The following is a 19,150-nucleotide window of genomic DNA, read 5'->3' as shown; positions in this document are numbered from 1 at the left end:
CGGCATCAAAAAGAACGCGGCGGCACGAACAGGCATATCGTCTTGCCGGCATCGAGACCGGCTTGATGAGCGCACCAGTGAAACTCCCCGTCAGGGCTGTCCTTGACGCGCTTGTCCGTCATCGGAACCACCTCGCCGGTGCCGGCGATCACGTAACCCTCGGGTTTCTCCAGCACCTCGCCGGTATGCGTGGCACGACAGTCATAGTTGGCACAGCAGGCGAATGGATAGCTCCAACCCTGCGGCTTTGCCGCCGTAGGCTTGGCGTCATGAGCAAAAGCAGCTGGCGCGAACATCGCGATCACGCCGATAGCGAACAGGGGAAACATAAGTCGGCCGACCGGTTGAACGGCTCGGGCCGATCTGGGCGTGGCAGCAGACATGGGACGTTCCTTTCGAGCGTCAAGCATTTCGCCTGCCCGTTCCCGGAACGTGTCTTCCCAGTGGCCGGATCGTCAGTCGCAGATATGCCGCGTCCGGCCATAAATGCTTTTTTGTCTCCCAGCGTTTGGATGCTGGGCTGATTCCTTGGTCGGCGCAAGAAGCCGCAGCGCCCAGACCATGGGGCGCACGCGCATGACATACTGCTACCCCTGACGAGATTCAGACCAGGTTCGTTCCCGGAAGGCGGTGCATGCAAACAACGGGATTGGTCCGGAGTGGTTCCAGCCGGCAGATCGTCAGATGCGCGCGATCACATGCTCTTGATTGCCGGTGATATGGTCGCAGATCGTCAGCAATGGAGAACCAGTCGCCCCGCAGCCCACGAAGATGTGGGGCGGTCGGACGAGCGACAAACATGCGACGCTCCCGTTTTGGGGACAGGAAAAGACCCCGTCCCGCACGAAAGCAACACGCCGAATCAGAAGCCTTGCGGTGACCGCACAAGCAGCCTAATCCAGGTCGGCTACCACTTCGCCCGCGCCGCCCTCGATGCGTTGTGACAGCGAGGCCTCCATGAAATCGTCGAGGTCGCCGTCGAGCACGCTCGACGGGCTGGTGCTCTCGACGCCGGTGCGCAGATCCTTCACCAACTGATAGGGCTGCAGCACGTAGGAGCGGATCTGGTGACCCCAGCCGATATCGCTCTTCGACGCCTCCGTGGCGTTGGCGACCGCTTCGCGCTTCTTCAGCTCTTCCTCGTAGAGTCGCGAGCGCAGCATTTCCCAGGCCTTGGCCTTGTTCTTGTGCTGCGAGCGTTCGGCCTGGCAGGCGACCGCGATACCGGTGGCGATATGGGTGATGCGCACGGCCGAATCGGTGGTGTTGACGTGCTGGCCTCCCGAGCCGGACGAACGATAGGTGTCGATGCGCACGTCCGATTCGGAGACGTCGATCTCTATCCTGTCGTCGACGACAGGATAGACCCAGACGCTGGAGAACGACGTATGGCGGCGCGCATTGCTGTCATAGGGTGAGATGCGCACCAGGCGATGGACACCGGATTCGGTCTTCATCCAGCCATAGGCATTGTGGCCCTTGATCAGCAAGGTTGCGGACTTGATGCCGGCCTCTTCGCCGTCATGCACTTCCAGCACCTCGACCTTGAAGCGGCGGCGCTCGGCCCAGCGCGTGTACATGCGCAACAACATCGAGGCCCAGTCCTGGCTTTCGGTTCCGCCGGCGCCGGCGTGGATTTCGAGGTAGGTGTCGTTGGCGTCGGCCTCGCCCGAGAGCAACGTCTCGACCTGGCGGGCCTTGGCCTCGCCCTGCATCGAGCGGATCGCGGCTTCGGCTTCGGCGACGACGCCTTCGTCGCCCTCTTCCTCGCCCAGCTCGATCAGGCCGATGTTATCTTCCAGCGCCTGGGTCAGCCCCTTGACCGCCGCGATGCCTTCCTCGAGGCCCTGGCGTTCGCGCATCAGCTTCTGCGCTTCCAGCGGTTCGTTCCAGAGGCTGGCGTCCTCGGCCCGCACGTTCAGGTATTCAAGCCGCTTTATGGCCTGATCCCAGTCAAAGATGCCTCCTCAGCAGGGTTATCGCCTGCCTGATCTCGTCGACAATATTCTGCGTTTCCGCGCGCATGGCCTGGTAATTTGTCCTGTTGCTGAAATGACGCTTCGGTCGGCGCGATACATAGGGACGGTGCCGCCAAGTGTAAAGCGAAATGGGCCAGTTCGAGGCTGGCCCATTTGGACGTGTGAACCGTCAGTAAAGGCCGCCGCCGCCGTCCTGGATGGCCTGGTTGGCCTGTGGCGACAACGCGCCGCCGGAGGCATTGGAGCCGTCGGCGCCCATGCCGATTACCCAGTAGCTATCGGCGGGGCCGGTGCCCGGCTTGAAGGCCTCGATGATGGTGCCCGGATCGCCCGAGGTGGCGCGCATGCCGGTCTTGCGGTTGATGGCGATCAGGTTCATGCCGTCAGGCACCTTGAAGTCGACATTGGGCGTGCCGTCCAGCGCCACGCGCATGAAATCCTTGAAGATCGGGGCGGCAAGACCGCCGCCGGTGGCGCCATGACCAAGGCCGCGCGGCGTGTCGTAACCCATGTAGAGACCAACCACGAGGTTCGGCGTGTAGCCGATGAACCAGGCGTCCTTCTCGTCGTTGGTGGTGCCGGTCTTGCCGGCGATATGGCGGCCAAGCTCGCCGACGGTGGCACCGGTGCCGCGCTGGACGACGCCTTCCATCATCGAGGTGATCTGGTAGGCGGTCATCGGATCGAGCACCTGCTCGGAATTGTCGACAAGTTCCGGCTCCGGCTGATTCTTCCACTCAGTCGCGTTGCAACCTTCGCAGCCACGCTCGTCCTGCTTGAACACCGTCTTGCCGTAGCGGTCCTGGATGCGATCGATCAGTGACGGCTTGATCGACTTGCCGCCATTGGCCATGATCGAATAGGCCGAAACCATGCGCATGACGGTCGTCTCGCCCGAACCCAGCGCCATCGGCAGATATGGCGCCAGGTGATCATAGACGCCGAAGCGCTCGGCATATTCGACGACCAGCTTCATGCCCATGTCATTGGCAAGCCGCACCGTCATCAGGTTGCGCGACTTCTCGATGCCGGAACGCAGTGTCGCCGGGCCGGCGACCGTGCCGTCATAGTTCTTCGGCGTCCAGGTGGTGTTGCCGCTCTGGATGGTAATCGGTCCGTCCATGATCACCGAGGCCGGGGTATAGCCATTGTCGAGCGCGGCCGAATAGACGATCGGCTTGAACGAGGAGCCCGGCTGGCGCATTGCCTGCGTGGCGCGGTTGAATTCCGACTGCGAATAAGAAAAACCGCCGACCATGGCCAGCACGCGGCCGGTGTGCGGATCCATCGCGATCAGGCCGCCTTCCACCTCGGGAACCTGGCGCAGGCTGTAGGCATTGTCGGAACCGTCGTTCTTCTGGACGAAGATGACGTCGCCCGGCTTCAGCACGTCGGCCGGCGACTTGGCCTTGACTGTCTTGCCGTCGACCACATGGCGCATGGCAAAGCCCATGTCTTCCTTGCTGACGGTGCCTTCGACGCGTTCCTTCACGATATCGCCCGACGCCTGGCGTGCGGGCTGCAGGCCGATCGACAGCCCGGACGCCGAACTGTCGAGCACGACGGCCAGCGACCACTCGGGAACGTCTTCCAGTCCCTTGACGGCGCCCAACGGCACACCCCAGTCGCCGGTGACGTCGATCGTCTTCACCGGCCCGCGATAGCCGCGCAAAGTATCGTATTTCATCAATCCATTCTGCATCGCCTTGCGGGCAATGAGCTGGACCTTCGGGTCAAGGGTGGTGCGAATCGACAGCCCGCCCTCGTAGAGGGCGTTCTCGCCGTAGCGGGCGATGATCTGCCGACGAACCTCTTCCGTGAAGTACTCGCCGGCGAAAAGGTAGGAGCCGGTGCGGCGCGGAGCAACGCCAAGCGGCTCGGCCTTCGCCTTCGCGCCCTCTTCGGGCGTCACATAACCGTTTTCGACCATCTGGCCGATCACCCAGTTTCGCCGTTCGATAGCCCGGTCGGCGTGCTTGAAGGGATTGTAGTTGGCCGGACCTTTCGGGAGCGATGCCAGATAAGCGGCCTCGGCCACGGTCAGCTCGTTCACCGATTTATCGAAGTAGGTCAGCGCGGCGCCGGCGACACCATAGGCATTGAAGCCGAAGAAAATCTCATTGAGATAGAGCTCGAGGATACGATCCTTCGAATAGGCCTGTTCGATGCGGAATGAAAGGATGGCTTCCTTGACCTTGCGTTCCAGGGAGCGCTCGTTGGTCAGCAGGAAGTTCTTGGCAACCTGTTGGGTGATCGTCGAGCCGCCCTGCATGGGGCCACCCGAAACATAAGTCATCACCGCCCTGCCCAACCCCGTTATGTCGACACCAGGGTGGCTGTAGAAATTCTTGTCCTCCGCGGACAGAAAGGCGGCCTTGACGCGATCCGGGATGGCCTGGATTGGCAAATACAGGCGCCGTTCTCGTGCATACTCCGCCATCAGCGAGCCATCCGAGGCATGAATACGGGTGGTCACCGGCGGCTCGTACTTGGCCAACACTTCGTAGTCGGGCAGATCCTTTGCTATATGGCCGATGTAGAGGGCAACGCCCGCCGCGGCCAGAAGGGCCAGCGTCGTTCCGATGCCGAAAAAATAGCCAATGAGACGAATCATACCCGCTCCAGTCCTTGGTTCGGGAATTTCCTAAACGAAGCCGCCTTCCACGCAAGCTTTCGAGCCGGTCCCAATCCGCAATCGAAAACCCATGTCGCCACCATGTGGACAAAATACGGCAGGGCCGCGTTTCACGGCCACAAGCCGGAAATAAAAGTGCCGGGTGTTGTCATCCCGCAACGCCGCCTTTGGTTGCAGTCGCCGCGACAGAGGTCAACCTCCGGTTCCGATCCCGGCGCGCGCGGAAGCGAACAATGCGACGGCGTTGGCGATGCTTTGCGCTGCCTTGCCGCGCCACTCGGCGTCGAGCAGTTGCGCCTCGTCCTTGGCGTTCGAGAGATAGCCGAGCTCGACTAGCACGGACGGCACGTCCGGGGCCTTCAGCACTTTGAATCCGGCCGAACGCTGCGGATTGTTGATAAGGCCGACGCTGGTCGAGAGCTGACCGACCAATGTGTGGGCAAAACTCATCGAGAAAGTGTGCGTCTCGCGGCGGATCAGGTCGATCAGGATATCGGTCACTTCCTTGTTGTCGTCCTTGATGACCATGCCGGCGAACTGGTCGGACAGGTTTTCACGGTCGGCAAGCGCCTGCGCTTCCGGGTCGGAAGCCTTGTCGGAGACCGTATAGACAGTGGCGCCGCGGATGCCCTTGACGCTGATCGTGTCGGCATGAATGGAAATCAGCAGATCGGCCTCATGCTGGCGGGCAATGCGGACGCGGTCGTCCAGGCGCAGATATTCATCGGTATCACGGGTCATGAAGACATCGTATTTGCCGATGGCCGCGAGCTTGTCGCGCAACTCCGTGGCAAAGGCCAGCGTGACGTTCTTCTCGATAGTACCGTGCAGGCCCTCGGCGCCGCCATCTATGCCGCCATGGCCGGGGTCGATGACGACGGTGAATCGGTGGCCCGGATTGGAGACTGGTCCCGTGCCGACCCGGCCGCCCTTGTCGGTCGAAACCGTGGAACCGGTGCTCAGTGCCTGATTGGCAAGGGCAGCGTCAAACTCACGTTCGGACGCCGCCGACATGTCGATGGCAATGCGGTAGCCGCTTCCGTCCTCGTTCTTGAGCACATCGAGCTTGTCGACGGCGAACGGCCCCTTGCCGGTCAGGATCAGTCGCGAGACGCCCTTGCCGAGTTCGCCGAGCCGCACGCCCTTGACCAGGCCACGCGGCTTCAAATCCTTGGCATCGATGGCAAATCGGGTGTTCGCAAGATCCATGACAAGGCGGTTGGGCCCGCGCAGCAGGAACCATTTGATGTCAGGCTCGCGATCGAAATCCATGACGATGCGCATCTTGGTGGCATCACCGGCCATTTTGTAGCCCTTCGCCACGAGCGGCGCGTCGGCGGCATCGGCAATAGTGGAAAAGGCGGACGAAAACACCACCAGCAGCACGAAACAGAAGGCACCGAGAATCTGGCCGCCAACACGACATCCCTTGTCTGTGAAGTCCGCCAGTCCCATCTCTCTTCCAGTCGCTCCCGGTTTGGCGCCAGGCGCCGGCTCGTTTCGTCGAAGTGCCGGTTAGGCCGCGAACTCGATTAACGATTGGTATCCAGAGAAGGTTAACCAAGCCTTTTCATGCAGGATCGGAACCCAGGCTTACGCAACGGAACTGCTTTTTGCCGGCATCGGAAATCGGGGTTGCCTTCCAACCCGCCAAATCATAAAAGCGATGGTGGATCACTGCAATCCTGGAACCGCCCTCCTCCGCAGCTTCCTGCTACAGGGTCAGATGAAAGGCGGCTCCTTTCGCTTCAGGCGAAAAGGCTTCAGGTGATTGCGACGAATTTCGCAGGTGTGCTCCCGTGGCGGGGGAATCGCCTGCGTGAGGAAAACGGCCGGGTTTGTTCCCGCGCCGGCTCTGTATGAGCAAACAAGCTGGTCCGGTTTCCGGGCTTTGGTTCAAAAGGTTCTGCTGGTGACGATGGCTTCAAGCGCAATCATGGAAAGGTCCGCATCAAACCGCGCCAATATGGCTGCGGGCGGCACCGCCATGACACGCGGGCAGCGTCCGGCGGACGTTCAATTATCCGGCACCCACTCTCATCCAGACACACAGCAGCGGGCTTTGCCCCGCCAACTGCGGCTGACGGCTGCCGGGGGGAAACGAAATAATGCCCAACAAAATGCTGATAGACGCCTCCCACCCGGAGGAAACACGCGTTGTCGTCGTACGCGGTAACCGTATCGAAGAATTCGACTTTGAATCCCAGGACAAGAAGCAGCTCAAAGGAAATATCTACCTCGCCCGCGTAACGCGCGTCGAACCCTCCCTTCAGGCAGCCTTTGTCGAATATGGCGGCAACCGTCACGGTTTTCTCGCCTTCAGTGAAATACACCCCGACTACTACCAGATTCCGGTCGCCGACCGTCAGGCACTGCTGCGCGCGGAAGCGCAGGAGGCCGAGGACGAAGAGAACGAGGACAGCGAAGGCGACGATCGCCAGAGCCGGGATCGTGGACGGCGCGGTCGCCGGCGCGGCGGCAAGACCCGCGACCGTGGTGAAAGCAGGCGCGATGCCGGCACGGCCGATACCGGCGAGGCAAACGAAACCGCTGGCGAGGCAGACGAACACAGCGACAATGGCGCGGATGCCGTCGCCGAGGACATGCCCGACCTTTCCGGGATCACGGAACACGCGGCGGATGCCTCGGAGCACGCCGGTGCATCCGAACAGGACGGTGCATCCGAAGATGACGGGGGCTCTTCAGTACAGGACGAAAGCGAGACCAGCGACGGCGACCCCAAGTCGATCGCCGCCTCCGTCGAAGCCGATGTGATTTCCGAGCCTGTTCCGCACCCGGAACAGGGCAGCGAAGCCACTTCCAGCGACAATGATCGCGGGATGCTCGAGGAAGTATCCTCTTCCCATCCCGACGATCATGAGATCGAATCCGTCGGCGCCGAGGATGCACTCGAGGAAGTGCGCAACCGCCGCAAGCCGGTGCGCCGCCAGTACAAGATCCAGGAAGTGATCAAGCGCCGGCAGATCCTGCTGGTGCAGGTCGTCAAGGAAGAGCGTGGCAACAAGGGCGCGGCGCTCACCACCTACCTGTCGCTCGCCGGCCGCTATTCGGTGTTGATGCCGAACACGGCGCGCGGCGGCGGTATTTCGCGCAAGATCACCAGCGCGGTCGACCGCAAGCGCCTCAAGGAAGTCGTTGCCGATCTCGAAGTGCCGCAAGGCATGGGGGTCATCCTGCGCACCGCCGGCGAGAGCCGCACCAAGGCCGAGATCAAGCGCGACTACGAATATCTGATGCGACTGTGGGAGAACGTGCGCAATCTCACGCTCCAGTCCACGGCCCCTGCCCTCGTCTATGAAGAAGGCAGCCTGATCAAGCGCTCGGTGCGCGATCTCTACAACAAGGATATCGACGAGATTCTGGTTTCCGGCGAAGAGGGCTACCGCGAAGCCAAGGACTTCATGCGCATGCTGATGCCGAGCCACGCCAAGGTGGTTCAGCCGTTCCGCGACACGACGCCGATCTTCGTGCGCAACGGCATCGAGGCGCAGCTCGACCGCATGCTGCAGCCGCAAGTGACGCTGAAGAGCGGCGGCTACATCATCATCAACCAGACCGAAGCGCTGGTCGCCATCGACGTCAATTCGGGACGCTCCACCAAGGAGCACTCGATCGAGGACACCGCGCTCCACACCAATCTGGAAGCGGCCGAGGAAGTCGCCCGCCAGCTCCGGCTACGCGACCTTGCCGGCCTGATCGTCATCGACTTCATCGACATGGAGGAGAACCGCAACAACCGCTCCGTCGAGAAGCGACTGAAGGATCACCTCAAGAACGACCGCGCCCGCATTCAGGTCGGCCGCATTTCGCATTTCGGCCTGATGGAGATGTCGCGCCAGCGCATCCGCGCCAGCGTGCTGGAATCGACCATGAAGCCGTGCCCGCATTGCGGCGGCACCGGCCATGTGCGCTCCGATTCGTCGGTGGCGCTGATGGTGGTACGGGCGATCGAGGAATTCCTGCTCAAGGATTCGCGCAGCCACATCACGGTACGCACGCCGGCCGCGACCGCGCTCTACGTGCTCAACCACAAGCGCGGCACGCTGGTGGAACTGGAAAGCCGCTTCGGCCTGACCGTCACCATCGAGGCCGACGATACGGTCGGCTCACAGCACTATGCGATCTTCCGCGGGGCACTGGCCGAGAAGCCGGAAGGCTTCGTCGAGGTGCGCAGTCTGCCGGCCTATGTCGAGCCGGAAGAGCCCGAGGACGAGATCGTCGTCGTCGAGGAAGATGACGAAGCACCGGTACAGGCGGAGCAACCACGGCACGCGCAGCCGTCGCAGCATCAGCAGCCCAGATCCGGCGAGGAAGGCGAAGGCCGCGACCGCAAGCGCCGCAAGCGTCGCAGGCGGCGCGGCGGCAAGGATCGCGACCGCGAGCATGGCGCCCCGACGGACGGCACTTCTCTCTCCACGTCAGATGACGGCTTCTCCGCGTCGGAAAGCGCGGCGGACCATGACGATGCCGAGACAGACGACGAGGCCGCGGGCGCCGCAAGCGAGACCGTCGAAACGGCGGAAGCATCCGACGATGGCCAGGGCAAGAAGCGCCGGCGCGGCAAACGCGGCGGCAAGCGCAACCGTCGCGAAGACGGCGAAGGCGAGACCGAGGCGGAAGCCGGTGAAACAACCGAGCCTGCCGAGGCTGACGCTTCCCTAAGCGAGCCTGTGTCGATCGAGCCGGTGGCTGCCGCTGCCGTCGAAGAACCAGCGGCTACCGTGAGCGACGAAGTGCCAAGCACCGAGAAGCCCAAGAAGCCGCGTCGCGCAGCCAAGCCGAAGAAGGCAGCCGCCGAAGCCACCGCCGAGGAGCCGACCGCGGAAGTAGCCGTGCAGGCACCCGCCGAAACGCCAGCCACGGCATCAGACGAGGCAGCGGCCGCCGGGGAGACACCGAAGGCCCGGCCGTCACGCCGCAAGGCGGCAGCAGCCGATACACCTGTCGTGCCGGTGGTTTCCTCGACCGTGGCCGATGAGCCCGAAGCCAAGGCCGAAGAAAAGCCGAAGCGTGCCGGCTGGTGGCAGCGGAAAGGGTTTTTCTAAGCTTTTCAAACTGTTGAATTGATTTTCTGACAAAAAGAATCCCGCGCCGATCGAAACGAACGGCGCGGGATTTTTCATGTCCGGCAGGTCGTGATCCTTATGGCGCGAAGATCGACCAGTTCATCATCCTGGCGAGCTTTTCCAGCGCGATCGAACCCAGCTTGGAATTGCCGTTGGCATTGAGGCCGGGCGACCAGACGGCGAGCGAAGCGACACCCGGCACGATGCCCAATATGCCGCCGCCGACGCCGCTCTTGCCGGGAATACCGACGCGGAAGGCGAAATCGCCCGAGCCGTCATAGTGGCCACAGGTCAGCATCATGGCGCCGATGCGCCGCGCCCGCTCCGCCGAGACCACGGAATGCCCGGTAGCCGGGTTCTTGCCGCCATTGGCGAGGAAGCGGCCGGCCATTGCCAGCTGCCGGCAGTTCATGGCGATGGCGCAATGGTGAAAATAGACGCCCAGCGCCAGTTCCGGCGCATGATGGAGGTTGCCGAAGGATTTCATGTAATTGGCGAGTGCGAAGTTGCGGTAGCCGGTCGCGCGTTCGGAGGCCGCGACCTCGCGGTCGATAATGATTGTCTCGTCGTCGCAGAGGAACTGGATGAAGCGCAGGATCTCGCCGATCGCCTCCCGCGGCTGGTGGCCGGCAAGCAGGATGTCGGAAATGACGATGGCGCCGGCATTGATGAACGGATTGCGCGGAATGCCGTTCTCATGCTCGAGCTGGACAATCGAGTTGAACGGGTTGCCGGAGGGCTCACGCCCTACCCGCTCCCACAGCGCGTCGCCGACATTGCCGAGCGCCAGCGTCAGGGTGAACACCTTCGAGATGCTCTGGATCGAAAAAACCTGGTCGGCATCGCCGGCCACCAGCGTGCGGCCATCATTGGTGACGGCGGCGATGCCGAATTTCTTCGGGTCGACCTTGCCCAGTTGGGGAATGTAGGTCGCGACATCGCCGCGATCGGTGCGTTCAGCCATTTCCGCCGCGACTTCCGCCAGCGCCTGTTCGAGCTCCGGCATAGCGCTACCTCAACCAGCGTTCGATGCGTGCCAGCGCCTCGACCATGTCGTCGTGGCTGCCGGCATAGGAAAACCGCATCGTACGGTGCCCAGCCCGGGTGTCGAAGTCGCGGCCGGGCGTCGCCGCCACATGCGCTTCGGCCAGCATCTTGCGGGCAAAGGCCATGCTGTCATTGCTGTGCCGGGTGACATCGCAAAAGGCATAGAAGGCGCCATCCATGGGCGCGGCCAGGGGAAAACCCAGCTCCGGGAGACGCTTCATCAGAAGCTCGCGGTTCCAGGCATAGCGCCGCTTCACCGCCTCCAATTCCTCCGTTGCGGCAAAGGCCTCGATCGCGGCGATCTGCGACAGCTCCGGCGGCGAGATGTAGAGGCTCTGGGCGATGCGCTCGACGGGGCGCACGAGTTCGTCCGGCAACACCATCCAGCCGATGCGCCAGCCGGTCATGCAGTAGTATTTCGAGAAGGAGTTGATCACCGTCACGCTGTTGCTAAAGGCGAGTGCCGTGGTGTCCGGGGCGCCATAGGCCAGCCGATGGTAGATCTCATCGGAAATGACGGCGATGCCGAGTGACTCCGCCGTGGTGACCAGGGTCGCCAGCTCGTCGGCCGGTATGACGGCGCCGGTCGGATTGGCCGGACTTGCGAACAGCACGCCCTTCAGCGGCTTCTCGCGATGCGCGGCCTCCAGATGGCCGGCATGCAGATAAGCCGCATCGCCGAGCTCGATTTCGACCACGTCCATGCCAAGGGCCGCCATGATGTTACGATAGGCGGGGTAGCCGGGCGCGGCGATGGCGACCCGGTCGCCCGGATCGAACATCGCCAGGAAGGCGAGATTGAAGGCCGCCGACGATCCGGTGGTCACCCCGATCCGGCCGGGGTCGACATCGAGGCCATAGTGGTCCGCGTAATGCCCGGCGATCGCCTTGCGCAGCGAGGCAAGACCCAAGGTGTCGGTATAGCCTATGCGTCCATGCTCCAGCGCCTTGGCCGCGGCGGCGCGAACCCGTACGGGCGCTGGATCGGATGGCTGGCCAACCGCCATGGAAATCACCGGCACGCCTTGGGCCTTCAGCCGGTTCGCTTCGGCCAGTACATCCATGGCGTGGAACGGCTCGACATTGCCGCGATGGGAGAGCGAAACGACCATTTTTACCCCTGTTCCGAGGATTGAGCGCGCCAGGTCCTGACGCATGCGCCGCACAAATGCCCGATTGATGTTAGGATCACAAGTTGAGGAAGTTTTTCCGGCGCCGACTTTTCATCTTTCGCCCGCTCGTCTACCAGTGGACACATTATGTTGAGCCGATCCAGATCGACGATTGCCAAGACAGCGCGTGTCTTCGCGACGATTTCGCTTGCCGCCGCGGTTGCGGTGGCCGGTTCGGCGACCGCCTTCGCCCAGGGCGTGCCAGTGGTACGCGACGCCGAGATCGAAGCTCTGGTGCGCGATTATGCGCGGCCGATCTTCAGGGCGGCCGGGCTGGCGAATGACGGCATCGACATCGTGCTGGTCAACGATTCCAGCTTCAACGCCTTCGTCACCGGGCGCCGTCTGTTCATCAACACCGGCGCGCTGATGACGGCTGAGACGCCGAACGAGATCATCGGCGTCATCGCGCACGAAGCCGGGCACATCGCCGGCGGCCACCAACAGAAACTGCGCGAACAGCTCGAACGCGCCAAGACCATGGCCATCATCGCCACTTTGCTCGGCGCCGGCGCCATGGTTGCCGGCGCGACCACAAACAGCCGCGGCCTTGCCGGCGCCGGCATGGGCGTTGCGGCTGGCGGCGGCGAGATGGCGCAGCGCAGCATCCTCGCCTATCAGCGCACCGAGGAAATCACGGCCGACCGCTCGGCGATCACCTATCTCAACGCCACCGGCCAGTCCGGCATGGGCATGCTGAAGACCTTCCACCGCTTCCAGACCGCGCTGTCGCTGTCGGGCGCGCAGGTCGATCCCTACCGGATCAGCCATCCCATGCCGCAGGACCGCATCGCCAACCTCGAAGTGCTGGTCAAGCAAAGCCCCAACGTCGACACGCTCGACCCGCCGACGCTGCAGCAGCGCCATGACATGATGCGGGTGAAGATTGCCGTCTACATGGAAGGCCAGGCCGCCGCGGCGCGGCTGATGCAGAAGATGCGGGGCAGCATGGCGGCGCTCTATGGCGATGCCCAGTCGACCTATCTCTACGGCAATCTCGCCTCGGCGCTCGCCAAGACCAACGCCCTGATCAAGGCGCAGCCCAAGAATGCCTACTTCCAGGAGCTGCGCGGCGACATATTGATGAAAGCGAACAAACCTGGAGATGCGGCCGACGCTTATTCCAAAGCGGTCAGCCTCGATCCGGCACGATCCGGCCTGCTGCCTGTCTCACTTGGCCAGGCGCTGATGGCGGTCGGCACGCCCGACTCGCTCAAGAAAGCCGTCGTACAGATCAACAATGGCCTGGGGCGCGACAAGGAAAATTCCACGGGGTATCGTTATCTGGCGCAGGCTTACGGCAAGCTGGGAGACATACCGGGGGCCGAGCTTGCCACCGCCGAAGGCCACTTCTATTCCGGCGACTACAAGGATGCGAAGATCTTCGCCATGCGGGCGCAACAGCAGATGAAGCGCGGCGAGCCGCGCTGGATACGCGCCCAGGACATCATTAACTACAAATCATCAGGCAAGAGCCAGTAATTTCATGAACCCTCCGGCCGCGTGCTGCGACAGACCGGAAAACAGGCAGAAGGAACGAGAACGATGAAAAAGGCACTGCTGCTGGGCACCACAGGGGTTGCGGTCGCCCTTGCCATGCTGGCTTTCGGTTTCGTGGCCGGCAGTCCGCAGATTGCGAAGGCCGGAACGGCACAGCCTGTCCAGGCGGCTCAGCCCGTCCAGACGGCCGTGGCCGACACTAAAATCGACCGCACCGAGGTCGAGGGAATCATCCGCGACTATCTCCTGAAGAATCCGGAAGTGCTGCTCGAAGTGCAGGATGCGCTCGAAGCCAAGCAGAAGGAGGAACAGCGGCTCGCGGCGCTCGGCGTCATCAAGAACGCCAAGGACCAGATCTTCAACTCCACTTTCGACGGGGTCGTCGGCAACCCGAACGGCAAGGTCACGATCGTCGAGTTCTACGACTATAATTGCGGCTTCTGCAAACGCGCCATCGAGGACATGCGGGCGCTGACCAAGTCCGATCCGGATCTGCGCTTCGTCCTCAAGGAATTCCCGATCCTGGGCCCGGATTCGCAGAAGGCCAGCGTCGTTTCGATGGCGTTCCACATGATGATGCCGGAGAAGTACGGCGCGTTCCACAATGCGCTGCTCGGCGGCCAGGGGCGCGCCACCGAGGCAACGGCGATCAAGATCGCGCTTTCGCTCGGCGCCGACGAGGCGACGCTGCGCGAGAAGATGAAGGACGCGTCGATCCCCCAGGCCTTCTCCAAGACTTACGATCTTGCCAACAAGCTGCAGATCACCGGAACCCCTTCCTACGTCGTCGGCAACGAGGTCGTATTCGGGGCGCTCGGGCAGGAAGTGCTTGCCGAAAAGATCGAGGCGGCGAAAGCCGCGCTTTGACCGGCAAGCGGTTTTCTTCACGGGCGCATTTCGGCCTGTTGTGGACAGTGAAAGAACGCATTTGCGCTCTTTCCGCGGACGACTATGCCCGGTATAGAGGCCCAGCGCGCCGGCTTGACGCTGGCGCCGGAAAAGGTCGGCTTTTTTGAAAACGGTTTTCGTCCTGAACGGTCCCAATCTCAACGCGCTCGGCAAGCGCGAGCCGGGCATCTATGGCGGCAAGACGCTCGCAGCCATCGCGGACGACTGCAAGCAGGCAGGCAAATCGCTTGGGATCGAGATCGATTTCCGCCAGTCGAACCATGAAGGCGATCTTGTCGACTGGATCCAGGAAGCCGGCGACAAAGCCGCAGGCATCGTCATCAACCCAGGCGCCTATAGCCATACCTCGATCGCCATCCACGACGCCATCCGCTCGATCGCGCCGCTGCCGGTCGCCGAAGTTCACCTTTCCAACATCCACGCGCGGGAACCGTTCCGCCACGTCTCCATGGTCGCGCCGGTCGCTGTCGGCATGATCTGTGGCTTTGGGCCGCTCGGCTACACGCTGGCGCTGCAAGCGCTGGCCGCACGCCTATGACCGGCCAACAAACAGAAGGCTCGAAAATGTCGATAAAGAAGACCGGTGTTGACCAGCAACTGATCCGCGATCTCGCGGGCATACTGAACGACACCAACCTGACCGAGATCGAGGTTGAACTCGGCGACCTGAAAGTGCGGGTGTCGCGGCAGGCGCCCACCGTCCATGCGATCGCCGCACCGCAACCGACCTATGCGCCGGCAGCGGCCGCCCAATCTGTCGCCGCGGCTGCCCCGGCGGCGGTCGACGTGTCCAAGAACGCCGTCCCTTCGCCCATGGTCGGCACCGCCTACCTCGCGCCCTCGCCGGACGCCAAGCCGTTCATCGAGATCGGCCAGAAGGTCAAGGAAGGCCAGACGCTGCTGATCATCGAGGCGATGAAGACAATGAACCAGATCCCCTCGCCACGCGCCGGCACCGTGACGGCGATCCTGTTCGAGGACGCCACGCCGGTCGAATACGGCATGCCGCTCGTCGTGATCGAGTAGAGCCGACCGGATGTTCCAGAAGATCCTCATCGCCAATCGCGGCGAAATCGCGCTTCGGGTGCTGCGTGCCTGCAAGGAACTCGGCATCCAGACCGTGGTGGTGCATTCGACCGCCGACGCTGACGCCATGCATGTCAGGCTCGCCGACGAGAGCGTGTGCATCGGTCCGCCGCCGTCGCGCGACAGCTATCTCAACATTCACCAGATCGTCGCGGCCTGCGAGATCACTGGCGCCGACGCCGTGCATCCGGGCTACGGCTTCCTGTCGGAGAACGCCAAGTTCGCCGACATTCTGGCGGCCCACAACATCACCTTCATCGGCCCGTCCGGCGACCACATCCGCGTCATGGGCGACAAGATCGAGGCCAAGCGCACGGCAAAACGCCTCGGCATTCCGGTGGTGCCGGGTTCCGATGGCGCGGTGACCGAGGAGAAGGAAGCCAGGCGCATCGCCGCCGAGATCGGCTATCCCGTCATCATCAAGGCGTCGGCCGGCGGCGGCGGGCGCGGCATGAAGGTGGCGCATACCGAGACAGACCTCGAAATCGCCCTGCAGACGGCGCGCTCGGAAGCGGGCGCGGCCTTCGGCGACGACGCGGTCTACATCGAGAAATATCTTGAGAAACCGCGCCACATCGAGGTGCAGGTGTTCGGCGATGGCTTCGGCGGCGGCGTGCATTTCGGCGAGCGCGACTGCTCGCTGCAGCGGCGCCACCAGAAAGTCTGGGAAGAGGCCAATTCGCCGGCGCTCAACGCCGAGGAACGGTCGCGCATCGGCGGCATCTGCGCCAAGGCGATTGCCGATCTCGGCTATTCGGGCGCCGGCACCATCGAGTTCCTGTACGAGAACGGCGAGTTCTATTTCATCGAGATGAACACGCGCCTCCAGGTCGAGCATCCGGTGACGGAAGCGATTACCGGCATCGATCTGGTCCACGAGCAGATCCGCGTCGCTTCCGGCGGCGGCCTTTCGGTCAGGCAGGAAGACATCAAGTTCAACGGCCACGCCATCGAATGCCGCATCAATGCCGAGGATCCGCGCACCTTCACCCCCTCGCCCGGCACTATCACCCATTTCCACACGCCCGGCGGCCTCGGCATCCGCGTCGATTCCGGTGTCTACTCCGGCTACAAGATCCCGCCCTACTATGACAGCCTGATCGGCAAGCTGATCGTGCATGGGCGCAACCGCGTCGAATGCATGATGCGGCTGCGCCGGGCGCTCGACGAATTCGTCGTCGACGGCATCAAGACGACATTGCCGCTGTTTCGCGATCTCGTCGGCAATGCCGACATCGCCAACGGCGACTACGACATCCATTGGCTGGAAAAATATTTGGCCAAGGGCGAATAGCCCCAACTTGCCGCTATAATGACGCGATGACCCGTCCCTACGCGCCAGGCTATCGCATTCCCACCGACCTTCTGCTCAAGGCATACGCCTCGGGCGTCTTTCCGATGGCCGAGAGTGCTGGTGACCCCGAGGTCTTCTGGGTGCGACCGGAGACGCGGGGCGTCATTCCGCTCGATGGCTTTCACACGCCCAAAAGCCTGAAGAAGACGATCCGTAGGCACCCGTTCGACATCCGTTTCGACTTCGATTTCGAGGCGACGATCGACGGCTGTGCCGAAAAGCGCGAGGAGCGCCGCTCGACATGGATCAACGCGCCGATCCGCGAAGCCTATGTGCAACTGCACCGGATGGGACACTGCCATTCGGTCGAGGCATGGCGCGAGGGGCGTCTGGTCGGCGGGCTCTATGGGGTCTCGCTCGGGCGGGTGTTTTTCGGGGAAAGCATGTTTTCCAAAGAAACGGACGCGTCGAAGACCTGCCTCGTGCATCTCGTCGAGCGCCTGAAGGCACGCGGTTTCGCGCTCCTCGATACGCAGTTCACCACCGAGCACCTGAAGCGCTTCGGCGCGGTAGACGTGCCGCGCGGCAAATACGAAAAGATGCTGGCCGACGCGCTGAAAGGTGAAGCGGTCTTTTTTCCGTAGGGATCAAGGCCTATTTGGGCGAAGCCTCGAGCGGCGTCTGCGCATGGAACATCATCTTCCAGCCGTTGGCGCGATGGACGTAGCCGGTGCTGACCAGCGCCGCATAGGGCTCGCCATTCTCCCTCGTCGCGCGCGCTTCGTAAGTCAGCATGACGATATCGCTACCGGGTTCGATTATTCCCTTGAGCTCGATGTCGAGGTCGCGCCAGCGGTTGGGTTTGGTTGCGGTCTTGGCCAGATCGGCATTGTCCATCGCCTGTGCCATCTGCGGAAACGCCACCAGGCATTCGGTATCGACATTGGCAGCATAGTAGGCGGCGTCACCGGTCCAGAAACCTTTTTCGAGTTCCAGCAACTCGGCCTTGTTGGCCATGATCCGCTTGCTGTCCGACATTGGCGTGTCCTCCACGCGCGTGGTGATTGTCCAACGCGCGCCAGCCATGGCGGTTCCAAGAGATCAGTTGTTGGTGTCCGTCGTATCGGGTTCCGCGGCGTCGTCGGGCTGTGCCGCGTCCGGACCGACCGTGGCCGCGGCTGGCTTCGACGCGTCGGCTTTCGCCCCGTCGGCCTTGGTCGCACCGCTCTTGCCGGCATCGGGCGCCGGCACATCCGACTTCTGCTTGCACGCCTTCAGCCAGATGTCATAGACGGCATGTTCGACAGCATTGAGCCCCGGGCTTTCGGCAAACATCCAGCCAGTGAAGATGCGGCGGATCTTGCGGTCGAGCGTGATCTCGTCGACCTCGACGAAGGAGTCGGTCTTCGGCTCTTCGTTCTGCGGCCGGGAATAGCAGACGCGTGGCGTCACCTGCAGGGCGCCGAACTGCACCGTCTCGTCGATATAGACATCGAAGGTGATGATGCGGCCGGTGATCTTGTCGATGCCGGCGAACTCGGCGACCGGATTGGTGATCCGATCCGATCCCGCGGGCGCCGCCGGCGCCGGGGCGGCGGGTGCAGGTGAAGCCGCAAAGGCGATGGTGCTGACGGCGAGGCTGGCGGCTAGCGTCAGGCCGCCCGTCCATATCGGGTTGAAAAAGCTCATGCAGGGGTACCGGTGGTTCGCGCCCAGGTGATTCCGTCGATCGCCAAGGCTAGTCGCCGTTTTCTGATCAGCAAGCAGCTAAACACCAATTGTGGCGATAAAGGACCGGCCTGCACCTTACCGTTACAACCCGCGCCGTTACGACCCCGGCGTCCAGGCGTCGTAGTCGCCGGTGACCTGCGGGCGATGTTGATTGGTCAGCACCGAGCCCTTCGGACGATAGGCCGCTGGCGTGCCGGTCAGATTGGGCAAATGTGGCTTTTGCCAATCGCGCGGCCGGTAGTCGTCGCTGGGGGGAGCGACATCGACCCGATGGTGAATCCAGCCGTGCCAGCCCGGCGGAATGGCCGAAGCTTCCGAATAGTTGCGGTAGATGACCCAGCGGCGCGTACGGCCTTCCGAATCGATGCCGCCTTCGTAGTAGACGTTGCCGGCCTCGTCCTGGCCGACCTTCTTGCCGTACCGCCAGGTGTGCAGGCGCGTTCCCAGCGTCTGGCTGTTCCACCAAGTGAAAAACTGCGTCAGGAAAGTCTTCATCTCAGAACCCTCGCGCTGGCGGCGCCCGTTTCCTGCTTATGGCGTCAGGCTTTCGGGAAGGCAAGAGTTTTGCCATGGGGAGCGCGCAAATGGCGCGCCAGGGACCCGACACAAGCCTGTGATCCCCGGGGGTGACCGGCAGGGCTGCGAATCCAGGTTAACGGGGAAGTTGACCGAGGATTGAGGCGAGGTAGTCGGGGCTCCATCCGGCCTTT

16 protein-coding genes are annotated in these 19,150 nt (G+C 62.9%); 7 read left to right on the top strand and 9 right to left on the bottom strand.

The genetic code is table 11. The features are described 5' to 3' along the window. Positions 1-5 precede the first annotated feature (5 nt). The 4 genes from LB536_RS19180 to LB536_RS19165 all read right to left on the bottom strand — a co-directional run bounded on the left by LB536_RS19180 (position 6) and on the right by LB536_RS19165 (position 6,069). The gene (locus LB536_RS19180) at positions 6-383 is read right to left on the bottom strand and encodes a hypothetical protein (protein WP_224595460.1); all 378 of its coding nucleotides are present in this window, start codon (positions 381-383) and stop codon (positions 6-8) included. A gap of 510 nt (positions 384-893) precedes the next feature. Next, a protein-coding gene (gene prfB, locus LB536_RS19175) for a peptide chain release factor 2 (protein ID WP_224595458.1) occupies positions 894-2,025 on the bottom strand; the annotation gives its coding sequence in 2 pieces (ribosomal slippage) (positions 894-1,958 and positions 1,960-2,025; 1,131 coding nt in all). Between the two features lie 123 nt (positions 2,026-2,148). Continuing rightward, on the bottom strand, positions 2,149-4,593 hold the full coding sequence (locus LB536_RS19170; RefSeq protein ID WP_224595457.1) for a penicillin-binding protein 1A: 2,445 nt from the start codon (positions 4,591-4,593) through the stop codon (positions 2,149-2,151). 213 nt (positions 4,594-4,806) lie between these two features. Next, complete coding sequence (locus LB536_RS19165; protein WP_224595456.1) at positions 4,807-6,069, bottom strand: N-acetylmuramoyl-L-alanine amidase; 1,263 nt, start codon at positions 6,067-6,069, stop codon at positions 4,807-4,809. 653 nt (positions 6,070-6,722) lie between these two features. Between LB536_RS19165 and LB536_RS19160 the strand changes: the two genes are divergently transcribed. Beyond that, positions 6,723-9,680 (top strand): ribonuclease E/G, encoded by a 2,958-nt coding sequence (locus tag LB536_RS19160; protein WP_224595454.1) that lies wholly within the window; start codon positions 6,723-6,725, stop codon positions 9,678-9,680. 97 nt (positions 9,681-9,777) lie between these two features. Here LB536_RS19160 and LB536_RS19155 read toward each other — a convergent pair whose 3' ends face one another. After that, on the bottom strand, positions 9,778-10,707 hold the full coding sequence (locus LB536_RS19155) for a glutaminase (protein ID WP_224595452.1): 930 nt from the start codon (positions 10,705-10,707) through the stop codon (positions 9,778-9,780). A 4-nt stretch (positions 10,708-10,711) separates the two neighbouring features. Further along, positions 10,712-11,860, bottom strand: a complete 1,149-nt coding sequence (locus tag LB536_RS19150) for a pyridoxal phosphate-dependent aminotransferase (RefSeq protein ID WP_224595450.1) — start codon at positions 11,858-11,860, stop codon at positions 10,712-10,714. Between the two features lie 147 nt (positions 11,861-12,007). Between LB536_RS19150 and LB536_RS19145 the strand changes: the two genes are divergently transcribed. The 6 genes from LB536_RS19145 to aat all read left to right on the top strand — a co-directional run bounded on the left by LB536_RS19145 (position 12,008) and on the right by aat (position 17,353). Further along, positions 12,008-13,402 carry a M48 family metalloprotease gene (locus tag LB536_RS19145; protein ID WP_224595448.1) on the top strand — a complete coding sequence of 465 codons (1,395 nt, stop codon included), beginning with the start codon at positions 12,008-12,010 and terminating at the stop codon, positions 13,400-13,402. A 63-nt stretch (positions 13,403-13,465) separates the two neighbouring features. Then, positions 13,466-14,287, top strand: coding sequence for a DsbA family protein (locus LB536_RS19140; protein ID WP_140760117.1), 822 nt, complete (start codon positions 13,466-13,468; stop codon positions 14,285-14,287). Positions 14,288-14,432: 145 nt separating this feature from the next. Next, positions 14,433-14,867 (top strand): type II 3-dehydroquinate dehydratase, encoded by a 435-nt coding sequence (gene aroQ / locus LB536_RS19135; protein WP_027146847.1) that lies wholly within the window; start codon positions 14,433-14,435, stop codon positions 14,865-14,867. Positions 14,868-14,893: 26 nt separating this feature from the next. After that, complete coding sequence (gene accB, locus LB536_RS19130) at positions 14,894-15,355, top strand: acetyl-CoA carboxylase biotin carboxyl carrier protein (RefSeq protein ID WP_140760115.1); 462 nt, start codon at positions 14,894-14,896, stop codon at positions 15,353-15,355. Between the two features lie 10 nt (positions 15,356-15,365). Beyond that, on the top strand, positions 15,366-16,709 hold the full coding sequence (accC, locus tag LB536_RS19125; protein WP_224595446.1) for an acetyl-CoA carboxylase biotin carboxylase subunit: 1,344 nt from the start codon (positions 15,366-15,368) through the stop codon (positions 16,707-16,709). 26 nt (positions 16,710-16,735) lie between these two features. Beyond that, positions 16,736-17,353 carry a leucyl/phenylalanyl-tRNA--protein transferase gene (gene aat / locus LB536_RS19120; protein ID WP_140760111.1) on the top strand — a complete coding sequence of 206 codons (618 nt, stop codon included), beginning with the start codon at positions 16,736-16,738 and terminating at the stop codon, positions 17,351-17,353. A gap of 10 nt (positions 17,354-17,363) precedes the next feature. Here aat and LB536_RS19115 read toward each other — a convergent pair whose 3' ends face one another. The 3 genes from LB536_RS19115 to LB536_RS19105 form a co-directional block, all read right to left on the bottom strand. After that, positions 17,364-17,747, bottom strand: a complete 384-nt coding sequence (locus tag LB536_RS19115) for a hypothetical protein (protein WP_140813356.1) — start codon at positions 17,745-17,747, stop codon at positions 17,364-17,366. A gap of 63 nt (positions 17,748-17,810) precedes the next feature. After that, positions 17,811-18,398 carry a DUF2155 domain-containing protein gene (locus LB536_RS19110; protein WP_224595445.1) on the bottom strand — a complete coding sequence of 196 codons (588 nt, stop codon included), beginning with the start codon at positions 18,396-18,398 and terminating at the stop codon, positions 17,811-17,813. A gap of 138 nt (positions 18,399-18,536) precedes the next feature. Beyond that, on the bottom strand, positions 18,537-18,935 hold the full coding sequence (locus tag LB536_RS19105; protein ID WP_140760106.1) for an NADH:ubiquinone oxidoreductase subunit NDUFA12: 399 nt from the start codon (positions 18,933-18,935) through the stop codon (positions 18,537-18,539). Positions 18,936-19,150 lie beyond the last annotated feature (215 nt).

The organism is Mesorhizobium sp. ES1-3 (assembly GCF_020164795.1).
Lineage (GTDB): Bacteria > Pseudomonadota > Alphaproteobacteria > Rhizobiales > Rhizobiaceae > Mesorhizobium.
Note: the sequence above shows the minus strand (reverse complement) of the source record. Positions and strands in the feature narration are given on the sequence as shown.

What these genes read in the sequence shown, in the direction of transcription:
- LB536_RS19180 (WP_224595460.1), bottom strand. Translation starts at nt 383, where the DNA reads ATGTCTGCTGCCACGCCCAGATCGGCCCGAGCCGTTCAACCGGTCGGC.
- LB536_RS19170 (WP_224595457.1), bottom strand. Translation starts at nt 4,593, where the DNA reads ATGATTCGTCTCATTGGCTATTTTTTCGGCATCGGAACGACGCTGGCC.
- LB536_RS19165 (WP_224595456.1), bottom strand. Translation starts at nt 6,069, where the DNA reads ATGGGACTGGCGGACTTCACAGACAAGGGATGTCGTGTTGGCGGCCAG.
- LB536_RS19160 (WP_224595454.1), top strand. Translation starts at nt 6,723, where the DNA reads ATGCCCAACAAAATGCTGATAGACGCCTCCCACCCGGAGGAAACACGC.
- LB536_RS19155 (WP_224595452.1), bottom strand. Translation starts at nt 10,707, where the DNA reads ATGCCGGAGCTCGAACAGGCGCTGGCGGAAGTCGCGGCGGAAATGGCT.
- LB536_RS19150 (WP_224595450.1), bottom strand. Translation starts at nt 11,860, where the DNA reads ATGGTCGTTTCGCTCTCCCATCGCGGCAATGTCGAGCCGTTCCACGCC.
- LB536_RS19145 (WP_224595448.1), top strand. Translation starts at nt 12,008, where the DNA reads ATGTTGAGCCGATCCAGATCGACGATTGCCAAGACAGCGCGTGTCTTC.
- LB536_RS19140 (WP_140760117.1), top strand. Translation starts at nt 13,466, where the DNA reads ATGAAAAAGGCACTGCTGCTGGGCACCACAGGGGTTGCGGTCGCCCTT.
- accB (WP_140760115.1), top strand. Translation starts at nt 14,894, where the DNA reads ATGTCGATAAAGAAGACCGGTGTTGACCAGCAACTGATCCGCGATCTC.
- accC (WP_224595446.1), top strand. Translation starts at nt 15,366, where the DNA reads ATGTTCCAGAAGATCCTCATCGCCAATCGCGGCGAAATCGCGCTTCGG.
- aat (WP_140760111.1), top strand. Translation starts at nt 16,736, where the DNA reads ATGACCCGTCCCTACGCGCCAGGCTATCGCATTCCCACCGACCTTCTG.
- LB536_RS19115 (WP_140813356.1), bottom strand. Translation starts at nt 17,747, where the DNA reads ATGTCGGACAGCAAGCGGATCATGGCCAACAAGGCCGAGTTGCTGGAA.
- LB536_RS19110 (WP_224595445.1), bottom strand. Translation starts at nt 18,398, where the DNA reads ATGAGCTTTTTCAACCCGATATGGACGGGCGGCCTGACGCTAGCCGCC.
- LB536_RS19105 (WP_140760106.1), bottom strand. Translation starts at nt 18,935, where the DNA reads ATGAAGACTTTCCTGACGCAGTTTTTCACTTGGTGGAACAGCCAGACG.